The organism is Leptothrix toolikensis (SeqCode) (assembly GCF_057922285.1).
The window spans coordinates 1-11936 of record NZ_JBYSVC010000075.1 but is presented as its reverse complement, the minus strand read 5'-3'; the positions used below and the strand labels follow the sequence as shown (position 1 = coordinate 11936).

Genomic DNA, 11936 nt, shown 5'->3' with positions numbered 1-11936 from the left:
TCTCGGTCACCGTGTAGGTGCCGGGGCGCAAGCCGGTAAAGCTGTACGAACCATCCGCCGCTGTCGTCGTCGGCTGATTCACCAACACGCCCAGATCGTTCGTACCCGTCAACGTCACCGTCACGCCGGGCAGACCGACATCGCCGCCCGCTGGGGCCGGATCGAAGACGCCGTTGTTGTTCGCGTCTTGGTAGACCCGACCCGACAAGCTGGAAGCTGGGGCGCGGGTGAAGTCGTAATTGCTGCCGGCTGTGACCATGCCGGTCAGGCTGATGGCGCTGGTTTGCAAGGCCGCACCGGCTGAAGCGATACCCCCGCCCACACCACCGGCTGTGCCCACCAAGGCCTGCGCGGCCATGCTGGTGGCAGCAGCAGGGCCGCTGGCGACGTAGCTCAAGGCATAGCTGCCCTCAGGCAGAGGGGCAAAACTGTATCGCCCCAGCGCATCGCTCAGGGCGGTACGTGTCAAAGCCAGACCGTTCAGATCGGTGCCGCTGAGCGTGACCGTCAAACCCGCCAAGCCCACATCGCCCGCGTTGAACACCCCGTCACCGGCCAGATCGGTGTAGAGCCGCCCGGCCAGACTGCGCTCGGCGGGCAGCTCGGCAAAATTGAAGCTGGTGCCCGCTTGATTGCCTTGGACGCTGATGCCGGTCACGGCCGAAGGTGTCAAGCTCACAGGCGTGGCCAAACCCGGCGTCGTCACGCCGGTACCGGGCACGGTCTTGCCGCTCACGGTACTCACACCGTTCAGCAAGGGCTGGCTCAGCTCCGTCAGCGCGTAGGTGCCGGGGCGCAAGGTGGTGAAGCGATAACTGCCGTCGGCCGCCGTAGGCACGGTTTGGTTGATCAGATTGCCCAGATCGTCGGTGCCGGTGAGCTGGATCGACACCCCGGCCAGCGGTGTATCGCTGGCTTGCAACACGCCGTCGTTGTTGCGATCAGCAAACACCGCCCCGGCCAAACTGGCGGGCAGGATCTCGCCGAAATAAAAACCCGCAGCGTTCTGGCCGCCGACCAAAGCGATGGCGCTGATCACCGAGGGCGTCACGCTGACCGGCGTGGCGGTGCCAACCGTGCCGATAACAAGGGCACCCAAGGTACCCGGCGTGGTGCGGCCCGAGAGGGTCAGCACACCGCCCAACACCGGCTGCACCGGCTGGCGCACAGCATACGTGCCGTCGGCCAGATCCAAGAAGGTGTAATTGCCGAGCGAGTCGGTCACGGTCGAGGCCAGCGGGGCCAGCGTCAAACCATCCAGCAACTCGATGGTCTGAGCGGCGATGCCCGGCTCGGTCAGGGCCGGCACACCGTCGTTGTTGTCGTCACGGAAAACTTTGCCGGAGATCGAATTGCGCGCGCTGATCTGCAAGGTCGCGTTGGCGGGCAAGGGGTTGTTGCCAGCGTTGGTCTGGAGCGTTCCGGCTGGAATGAGGTTGTTGTAGCTCCCCGCTGCTGCGCTGGTCACGTTGGCGATCACCACGCAGCCGCCCGCAGGGATGCTGGTGTTCAAAGGCACGCGCACCCGATTCGGAGCGGCCAAGGTCACGGCACCGACACAACGTGGCAAGACATCCGGCGTCGTGGTGTCGAGCGCTGGCGCGCCCAAAGCCAGCGCCGCTGGGGACGTCGGCAGGCTGTCATCCATGTTGGCGCTGAGCGTCAAAGCGGTCGGGTTGCTGTTGCCGAGCACGATGCGCAGCTTGGCCACACCGTTGGCGGCGATCTGCACCGGCAAGAACTCTTTGCCCAAAGTCGGCAGGTTGAAGGTGCTGAAACTGGCGCTGACCGGCTGCAAGTTGCTCACGCCTTCGTTGGACTGCACCGCGCCAGCTGGCAAGGTGTTGGTGTAGGTGCCAGGCACGTTACTCAAGACATCAACCGACACCGTGCAGCTACCCGATACCAAGCCGACGGCAGCGGGAATCGTGGCCCCGCTCAAGCGAATCGAGCTGGACCCGGCGCTGGCACTGACCAAACCACCGACACAGGTGGTGGCCGCGTTGGGCACCAAAGCCACCGAAACTTGTGAGGGCAGCACATCCGTCAGGGCCACGGCCGTCAGCGGGATGCTGTTCGGGTTGCTGATGGTGATCGTCAGCCGGTTGGGCGCACCCAGCTTGACGCTGGGTGCCGCAAAAGCTTGGGCCAGCACGGTGGTATCACGCACTTCCAAGGTCGCGGTGGTCGGCACCAAGTTGGCCATGAGCAAACCCGACACCGAATCGATGGCGCTGGCCCCGTTGGTCGGGATGGTGTTGACGAACACCCCGGCCGTGGGCGACTGCACATTCAAGCTGACTTCACAGACCGTGCCCGGCGTCCCTGGCGGGACCCCGGCCAAGCTGGCGCCACTCATGCTGACCTGATAGCCCGTGAGCACCGAGCCGGTGACGCTCACCCCACCGCCCGGACAGGTGGTCGAGGCGGCCGAAGGCACCGCAGGCACCACGCCCAAGGGCAGCGTATCAGTCACCGTCAAGCTGTTGACCGTGACATCGCGCGCGCTGATGAGCTGGATCGTCAGCCGAGACGGCGTGTTCACCCCCACCGAAGTCGGCGCAAAACTCTTCTGCACCCCGATGGGCGACTGGGTTTGCAAATTGGCCGTGAACGCCGCCGTGTTGGTGATGTTCTCGTTGTTGGTCACGATGCCGATCGGCAAGGTGTTGTTGTGGGTGCCGATGGACGTGAGCGTGATGTTGGCCTCGAACACACAGCTCGCCCCGGCCGGCAAGCTGCCGCCACTGAGCGCCACCACACTGCCCCCGGGCGAGGCTTGCACCGAGCCCCCCGAGCAGGTGGTCGAAACCGCTGGCGTGGCGGCCAGCACCACGCCCAGGGGCAAGTTGTCGATCAAGCCCAGATTGCTCAGGGCAATCGCGCCCGCACCGGCGTTGTTGATCGTGATCTGCAAGCGAGATGTCTGGCCCACCGCCATCAAGGTGGCAGGATTGAAGGACTTGGTGACGCTCACGCCCGGCGCAGTCACCTTGGTCAGCGTGGCTGTGGCCGCCGTGATGTTGTAGATGCCCCCGTCCGCCACCACCCCAGTCACAGCCGGGACCGTGTTGACCGACGCTGTCATGCCAGCAGTGCCCGTGGTCACTGCGTCAAACTGGAACAAGCACGGGATGCCAGCGGCCACCGTGGCCCCTTGCAGTTGCGCCACGACACCACCGGGCACGGCGTTGAGGATCGTCAAGCCATTGCAAGTGGTCGAGGCGTTGGCCGGGTTGGCCACGGCAAGACCGGCAGGCAGCGGGTCAGTCACCTGCACGTTGGTCAGCGGTGCCGTGCCGACGTTGTTGATCTGCACCGTCACCCGTGACACCCCACCCGTGGCCGACACCGCTGTGGGCATGAAGGACTTGGTGGCACTCAGCACGGAGGTCACCGTCAGCGACGAGGTGGATGCCGCCACCGGGCTGATCGTGGTGGTCACCCCGTTGATGGTGACACTGCCGCTCACGTTGGCGCCAGGCAAGGTGTTGAGGTAGGTGCCCGGCACCACCCCGCGCACCCGCACCGTGACCGTGCAACTGCCGCGCGCTGGAATCGTCAAGCCGCTAGCAGTCAAACTCGTCGTCCCCGCCAAGGCCGTGAAAACCGGCGTGCCCCCGCAGGTGGTGCTGGCCCCGGGTAAATCGGCCAGACGCACCTCAGCCGCCGCTGTGGCGGCAAACAAGGGGGTATTCAACAAGCTCGCGTTGAGCACGTCAACGTAGTTGTTGTTGGTCAAGGTGATCGTGAGCAGACTCAGGTCACCTTGCAAAATCGTGGCAGGCGCGATGGTCTGGGCGGTGGTGATGCCTGCCCGCATGGCCGAGTTGGCCGTAGGCCGAGCGCCTTGCAAAACGCTCAAAGCGTTTTGCTGCAAATCCATCGTGCTGCCGTTGTTGATCGCCGTGGCCACCGGCCAGTTCATCGGCACCTGAACCCAAAAGTCGATGGTGCAGGCGGTGGGAGCGGCCGTGGTGCCACCCGCGATGGCGATGTTGTCGAACTGCACCCGCGCCGGGTTGGCCAAGGTATTGGGGCTGATCGTCGGCGCACCACAACTCGCCCCAAAGATCGGTGCAGGCGCGGGCACAAACGTCAACTGCGCCGCCCCAGCCAGAGCCACCGGCAAGGGATCGACAAACGACACCAGCGCTTGCTGGGCCGAGGAGTAGTTGTTCAGCGTGACTTGATAGCGCAGCAGATTGCCGGGGGCCACATTGCCCGCCGCCGCGTTGGTGCCCACGCGAGGATCACGCGCCGCCTTGGCCGAAATCAACATCTGCGAATAAGCCGTAAGCGGTGCCGAAAAAGCCCCGGTGCTCTGCGCGCCCACCAACGGGTTGCTGCTGGTGTAGCTCACCGCGTTGACGGTGTTGGTGTAGGCCCCAGCGGTATTGACTTGCACCGAGGCCGTGATCACGCACGTCGCTCCCGGTGCCACCGTGGCCCCGCTGAGCTGCAAACTCGTCTCGCCCCCAAGCGCAACCGCTGGCGTGAGCGTCGGCGCGCCGCAGCCGGTCGCCGTGATGGCCCCGGGACTCAAGGTCATCGCGCCGGGGGCGATGGGCAAGACATCGCCGAAGCTGACGGCGCTCAGCGTTTGCGTCGCGCTGCGGTTTTGCAGGTTGATCGTCATCACCACCGGCTGATTGGTCGCAGCGGTGGCTGGGGTGAGGGTCTTGGTCGGATTGAGCGGTGCTTGCACCGTGAGGTTGCGCGTCGCGGCCGCTTGCGACAAACCCCGGCTGTTCACCATCGAATTGGCCGCAATGGTGTTGGTCAGCGTGGTGCTGGCCAGCCCCGGAAACATGCCCACTTGCGCGGGCCAAATCAAGGTACACGTGCCATTGGCGGGCAGGGTCAGATTGGTGAACGTCAAGGTGACGTTGCCAGTGGTGCCACTGGCCACTGCCGTGGCGGTGCTGCACGCGCCTTGGAACAGCGGCGTCAGGTTCTGCGCGCTCAAGCCTGCGGGGAGGTTCTCGCCCAGCGCGGTCACCCCCACCGGCACGGCGTTCGGATTGGTCAGGGTGAGCGTGATGTTGGTGCTCTCACCCATCACCACCGTGGCGGGGGCAAAAGTCTTGGCCACTTGCAACGCCGCCAAGCTGGTCACGGTGATCGAACGCTGCGCCGGCATCAAGTTACTGATGGGTGCGTTGGTGGCGGTATCCCGGGCCGTGAAGCCTGTCGTGACAGGAATGGTGTTGTTGAGCGTGGTGAGTGTGTTGGGAGCCGTGGCCAGCGTGAGCGGCACCATCACATCGACATAGATCGAACAAGCCCCCGGCACATTGCCCACCTGCGGTGGCACTTGTGCGCCAGAAAGAGAAAAGGTGCTTGCGCCCGGCAGCGCGACAAAGGTGATCCCGGCAGGCACACAACCGGCTGTGGCGCGCGGATTGGGCAGCGGGGCCAACACCATGCCCAAAGGCAAGGGATCGGTCAGCACACCGCCCGTCAGCAACAAGTTGTTGTTCTGGATGTCGATGCCCAAGGTCAAGACATCGCCCTGACTGGCTGTGGTCACCGGCAAACCGGCTGACACCGTACCCGCAAACAGCGGCAAAAATTGCTTGGAGACCGAAACCGTCGCGTGGGCCAACGTGGGCAAAAACAGCCACGCCAAGGCAAGCATCCACACCGATACGACACGTGCCAAACGGATCCGGCGGAAGAAAAGACCTTGCTGCATGGGGACGGCACTCGAAACAACACGTCCTGCAAAAGGACCTGTGATGCCCCGTGTAGGTAAAACACGACGCGAATAAGACACAAATGAAAACAGATTTTCTGTGATTTGTATCTTCTGTTCCGCTTAATCGCACTCACGCAGCGTGGGTGCCCCGCGAATGCGGGGTAGGCATAAAAAATTTTAGACAACAAAAAAGCCCACAAAACGTGGGCTTTTTTGTTTGATGCACTGGTATGCACCTGAATTTGGTTGCGGAGGCAGGATTTGAACCTGCGACCTTTGGGTTATGAGCCCAACGAGCTACCAGACTGCTCCACTCCGCGACTGAAGAATTCAATTCTATATCGAATAGATCTAAGCATCAAGCTTTTTCTATCAAATCACTCATAAACCTCGGCGTTGGGGTTGGTCGCCTCCATTTCATAGCTGGCAGCCAGCATCGCTAGGCGGGCGATCACGCCATACATATAGAAGCGATTCGGGGCACTGACGCCGGGCTTTTCGCCCAGCTTGGGCAGCTGATGACTTTGGGCAAAGGCCAAGGGCACGAATTGCGCGCCTGGCGCATTGAGGTTCTCATCCACGCCGCGATCCGCATGCACACGGTAGAAACCACCCACCACGTAGCGATCCATCATGTAAACCACCGGCTCAGCCACGGCATCGTTGAGGCGCTCATAAGTCGGCACGCCTTCTTGGATGATGACCTCAGAAACCACCTGACCGTCCTTGACGACGCTCATCTTGTTGCGGGTACGGCGGTTGACCTCAGAAAGCTCCTTGGCATCCCGCACCGTCATGATGCCCATGCCGTAGGTGCCGTTGTCGGCTTTGACGATCACAAACGGCTTTTCGTTGATGCCGTATTCCTTGTACTTGCGCCGAATCTTGCCCAGCAAGGCATCCACGTTGCTCTGGATGCATTCCAAACCGCCGCTCTCGCTGAAACTCACCTCACCGCAACGGTTGAACATCGGGTTGATCAACCAAGGGTCCATGCCGAGCAACTTGGCAAACTTCTTGGCGACCTCTTCGTAAGACTGAAAGTGGTTGGTCTTACGCCGCACGGCCCAGCCGGCGTGCAGCGGCGGCAGCAGATACTGCTCGTTCAGGTTTTCAAGGATGCGCGGAATCCCGCCCGAGAGATCGTTGTTGAGCAAGATCGTGCAAGGGTCAAAGTCTTTCAGACCCAAGCGCCGCGAGGGCCGCAGCAGCGGCTCGACCGTGAGCGACGTGCCGTCAGGCAGATCAAAGCTCGTCGGCTGCTTGACCTCGGGGTCCAAGGTACCCAACCGAACATTCAACCCAGCCTGGGTAAAGATTTGCTTTAGGCGCGCCACGTTCATCAGATAGAACATGTTGCGTGTGTGCTTCTCAGGGATCAGCAGCAGGTTCTTGGCTTCGGGGCAGATCTTCTCGATGGCCGCCATCGCCGCCTGCACCGCCAAAGGCAGCATCTCGGGCGTCAGATTGTTCCAGCCACCCGGGAACAAGTTGGTATCCACTGGGGCCAGCTTGAAGCCCGCGTTGCGCAGATCGACCGAGGTATAGAACGGCGGCGTGTGTTCCATCCATTCGAGCCGGAACCAGCGCTCAATCGCCGGCATCGACTCCAGGATGCGGGTTTCTAACTCGTTGATGGGCCCATGCAGGGCGGTGACCAGATGCGGAACCATAGAGATGTGCCAACCACGAAATAGGCTAAGGAAGGCCATTCTAGGCAGGCGCGCTCCAAGCACTCTGGCCCCATCAAAAGAAAAGCCGCCCGAAGGCGGCTTTCCGAGACCGACAAGAACCGGATTACTTGTGATAAGCCGTCTCGCCGTGCGAGCTGATGTCCAGACCTTCGCGTTCCTCTTCTTCCGTGACGCGCAGACCGATGGTCAGATCGACGATCTTGTAGGCGATGAAAGCCACCACCCCCGACCAAACCACCGTCACGAACACAGCCTTGGCTTGGATCCAGACTTGCGAGGCGATGGAGTAGGCATCGGCCGTCACCATCGACACCGAAACCCAGTCAGCCACTGCGCTTGGGCCGCCGAGGTTGGGCGAGTTGAACACGCCCGTCAGCAAAGCACCCAAGATGCCGCCCACGCCGTGAACACCGAAGACATCGAGCGAGTCATCCGCGCCCAACATCTTCTTCAAGCCGTTCACACCCCACATACAAGCCACACCAGCGATCAGGCCGATGATCAGCGCGCCACCGATGCCGACATTGCCCGCTGCTGGCGTCACCGCCACCAAGCCAGCCACCGCACCCGAAGCGGCACCCAACATCGAAGCCTTGCCCTTGAGCATCGCTTCAGCCGCCGACCACGACAACACCGCAGCAGCTGTCGCCACCAAGGTGTTGATAAAGGCCAGCGCGGCAAAACCGTTCGCTTCGAGCGCTGAGCCGGCGTTGAAGCCGAACCAGCCCACCCACAACAGCGCAGCCCCGACCATGGTCAAGGTCAGCGAATGCGGCGCAAACGATTCCTTACCGTAGCCCACGCGCTTGCCGATCACATAGGCACCCACCAAACCCGCCACAGCGGCGTTGATGTGAACCACGGTGCCGCCAGCGAAGTCGAGCGCACCCCATTGCCAGATCAGTCCCGCCTTGGCGGTCATCGCATCAGCGACTTCCTTCGAGGCATAGGCATCCGGACCCATCCAGAACCAGACCATGTGTGCGATCGGGGCGTAGCTGAAGGTGAACCAGATCGCCATGAACAGCAGCATCGCGCTGAACTTGATGCGCTCAGCAAAGGCCCCGACGATCAGGGAGCACGTGATGCCCGCAAACGTGGCTTGGAAAGCGGCAAAGACGATTTCATGAATGACCACGCCCTTGCTGAAGGTGGCTACGGTGGCAAAGGTGCCTGCCGCGTTGTCCCAGATGCCCTTCATGAACAGCCGATCAAAGCCGCCGATGTAGGCATTGCCTTCGGTGAACGCCAAGCTGTAGCCGTACAGGAACCACAGCACCACGATCATTGAGAAGGTGACCATGACTTGCATGAGCACCGACAGCATGTTCTTGGCGCGCACCAAGCCGCCGTAGAACAGCGCCAGACCCGGCACCGTCATCATGATGACCAGCAGGGTGGACACCAGCATCCAAGAGGTATCACCTTTGTTGGGTACGGGAGCAGCAACAGCCGCCACCGAAGCCGCCACATCAGCGACTTGGGCCACCGCAGCCAAGGCACTGGCCGCTGGCTCGGAGGCAGCTTGGGCAAAGGCAAGATCGGCAACGCCGAACACAGCCAAGCCCAAAGCGAGAGAAGCGATGAATTTCTTCAACATGGTCGTCTCTAGAGGGTGGGGATCAGAGCGCGTCCCGACCGGTTTCGCCGGTACGGATACGTAGCACTTGCTCCAGGGGAGTGATGAAGATCTTGCCGTCGCCGATCTTGCCGGTGCGGGCCGAGCCCTCAATGGCTTCAACCACGCGGTCCACGATGGCGTCATCCACGGCAGCTTCGATCTTCACCTTGGGCAGAAAATCGACCACGTACTCGGCACCGCGATACAGCTCGGTGTGGCCTTTCTGACGGCCGAAGCCCTTGACCTCGGTCACGGTCACGCCTTGCACCCCAATGCTGCTGAGGGCTTCACGCACCTCGTCGAGCTTGAAGGGTTTGATGATGGCAGTCACCATTTTCATGGTTGGTTCTCCGATTGAATCCGATGGAATTCGGTTTAGAAGCTGTACTTGGCGCCAAGCACGGCACCCGAATCACCCAAGAGCTTGGTGCTGTTCGCAGCTGCGCCCGGCACGTAGAAGGTCTTGTTGGCATCGGTACCAATCAGCGCCAAGCTGAAGGTCAAACCCTTGGCCAAGGCTTCTTTGGAAACCGTGACCGAGTAGTCGGAGTAGCTGGCGTTGGTGATGTTGGCCACGTTTTGGTAACCGTAATGCGGCACCACCGAGAAACCAGCCACATCAAACGTGGCGCTCAGATCGAAGTAATAGCTGCCGGCCGAGCTCTTGCTGTTGGCGAAGTCGTAGTTACCGAACAAGTCAGTCAAGGCGTACGACAACTTGGCGGTGGCTGGGCCGAAGGTGGCGGCACCGTAGATTTCAGTGGTGTTGGCGTTCTTGTACGTCAAGCCGGTACCGACATCGGCCAGCTTGTTGCCCACATAGGCGTACTGCAACAGGCCAAAGTCCAAGCTCACCGGACCCACATCACGCTTGTAACCGGCGTAGAGGTCGAGCTCCACATTGCCATCGACGCCGTTGTCCTTGATCCAGCTGATGGTCGAAGCCCAAGCGCCGACATAGAAAGCACCCTTGGCGTAATCGAGCCCGCCTTGCACGGCCGGTTGCAGCAGGGTCTGCGAGATACCGCGATAACGGTAGTCAGAAACCACGCCCGCATTGAACGACAGGCCGTCATCGGCCATCGCGGTCATCGGGGCCAAAACGGCAGCAGCAACGGCACTCAGTGCAGCGAAGGAAACGATCTTTTTCATACCAAGCTCCAAAAAACAGTGGATAAAAACGCCACAAACATCGACACCTTCTTTGCATCTTCCGTGCCAGCTTTGACTTTCTCTCTCTCCCACCCACCCTGAAGCATCCATGCCCATTTATGGCCCAAACGCTCCCGCTTTGGGTAGACATGCACCGCTTTGGCCCAGAAAAAACGCACCATAAAAGTGCATTACCGTCTTTAGGGGGACAGGCAAGGCGTGAGATACGGCACAGACTGGGTGGCACTCCCCTCCAACCAGCCTCTGGCTGCACCATCATGTCGCTCGCCGTCCTCCACAGCCGCGCCCTTGAAGGGCTCCATGCCCCCGAAGTCACCGTCGAGGTCCATCTCGCCAACGGCCTACCCAGCTTCACGCTGGTCGGACTGGTCGAAACGGCGGTCAAAGAGTCGCGTGAGCGCGTGCGCTCGGCGCTGCTGACCAGCGGCCTCATTTTTCCGCACAACAAACGCATCACCGTCAATCTGGCTCCGGCCGATTTGCCCAAGGACGGCGGCCGTTTCGATCTGCCCATCGCCTTAGGGATCTTGGCCGCCAGCGGTCAGATCGAGACAAGCCGACTGGCTGAGCTTGAATTTGCCGGTGAGCTTTCGCTGGCGGGCGATCTGCGCCCCATCCGTGGGGCTTTGGCGATGGCGGCAGCCATGCGCCAGTCCAATCAGCAGCGCACGCTCATCTTGCCGCGCGCCAGCGCCGAAGAAGCCGCGTGGGTGCCGGGCCTACCGCTGCGCGCCGCCGACCACTTGCTCGACGTGGTGCGCGCCCTGCAACCCGAGGGCCAAGCCCAAGCACTGCCCACCGTGTTGCCGCAAACAGCAGCCCCTTCGGCTCACGCACCCGATCTGCGCGAGGTCCGGGGTCAGGCCACCGCCAAACGAGCCCTCGAAATCGCGGCGGCCGGCGGCCACAGCGTCTTGCTCGTCGGCCCCCCCGGCACGGGCAAGTCGATGCTGGCGCAACGCTTGGGCGGCCTCTTGCCCAGCTTGGGCGAAGAAGAAGCCTTGGCCTCGGCGGCGCTACTGAGTGCGGGTGGGCGTTTCACACCGCAAGACTGGGGTCGGCGCATCACCCGCAGCCCGCATCACAGCGCCTCCGCCGTGGCTTTGGTCGGCGGCGGCAACCCGCCCCGGCCCGGTGAGGTGTCCCTGGCGCACCACGGCATCTTGTTTCTGGACGAATTGCCCGAATTCCCGCGCAGCGCCCTTGAAGCCTTGCGCGAGCCCTTGGAAAGTGGCCGCATCACCATCTCGCGCGCGGCGCGGCAAGCCGAGTTCCCAGCCCAATGCCAATTGATCGCGGCCATGAACCCCTGCCCGTGCGGCCATTTGGGCTCGCCGCGCCAACGCTGTCGCTGTACGCCCGAACAAGTGCATCGCTACCAGTCCCGTATCTCCGGCCCGTTGCTGGACCGCATTGATCTGCGCGTCGAAGTCCACGCCATCAGCCCCGAAGAATTGCAAGCCGCGCCCGACGGTGAAGCCAGCGCCCGCATTGCCGAACGGGTCGCCAGCGCACGCCAGCATCAACACCAGCGCCAGCAGCAACTCAACGCCCATCTGAGCGGTGCCGCGCTGGATGAACATGCTCAAACCGAAACCGCAGCGCGCCATCTGCTCTCCCAAGCCGGCAACCGACTCGGCTGGTCGAACCGCAGCCTGCACCGGGTCTTGCGGGTGGCGCGCACCATCGCCGACTTGCAAGGCAGCCCCACCCTCCAAGCCGCCCACGTGGCCGAAGCCATCCAGCT

Annotated in this window: 6 protein-coding genes and 1 tRNA gene; 1 reads left to right on the top strand and 6 read right to left on the bottom strand. The window is 62.3% G+C overall.

Annotated elements, in window-relative coordinates; genetic code table 11:
* The 6 genes from AC3VI7_RS10350 to AC3VI7_RS10325 form a co-directional block, all read right to left on the bottom strand.
* The coding region (locus AC3VI7_RS10350) for a DUF7933 domain-containing protein (protein WP_489669121.1) at nt 1-5698 on the bottom strand (5698 nt) is incomplete at its 3' end.
* 246 nt (nt 5699-5944) lie between these two features.
* A tRNA-Met gene (locus AC3VI7_RS10345) sits at nt 5945-6021 on the bottom strand.
* A gap of 57 nt (nt 6022-6078) precedes the next feature.
* The gene (gene gshA / locus AC3VI7_RS10340) at nt 6079-7374 is read right to left on the bottom strand and encodes a glutamate--cysteine ligase (protein ID WP_489669122.1); all 1296 of its coding nucleotides are present in this window, start codon (nt 7372-7374) and stop codon (nt 6079-6081) included.
* A 124-nt stretch (nt 7375-7498) separates the two neighbouring features.
* A complete protein-coding gene (locus AC3VI7_RS10335; protein WP_489669155.1) occupies nt 7499-8992 on the bottom strand; it encodes an ammonium transporter in 1494 nt (497 codons plus the stop codon).
* A gap of 25 nt (nt 8993-9017) precedes the next feature.
* Nucleotides 9018-9356, bottom strand: coding sequence for a P-II family nitrogen regulator (locus AC3VI7_RS10330; RefSeq protein WP_489669123.1), 339 nt, complete (start codon nt 9354-9356; stop codon nt 9018-9020).
* A gap of 35 nt (nt 9357-9391) precedes the next feature.
* Nucleotides 9392-10168: a TorF family putative porin gene (locus tag AC3VI7_RS10325; protein WP_489669124.1), complete on the bottom strand. Its 777-nt coding sequence runs from the start codon at nt 10166-10168 to the stop codon at nt 9392-9394.
* 278 nt (nt 10169-10446) lie between these two features.
* Between AC3VI7_RS10325 and AC3VI7_RS10320 the strand changes: the two genes are divergently transcribed.
* On the top strand, nt 10447-11936 hold a 1490-nt coding region (locus AC3VI7_RS10320; RefSeq protein ID WP_489671500.1), incomplete at its 3' end, for a YifB family Mg chelatase-like AAA ATPase.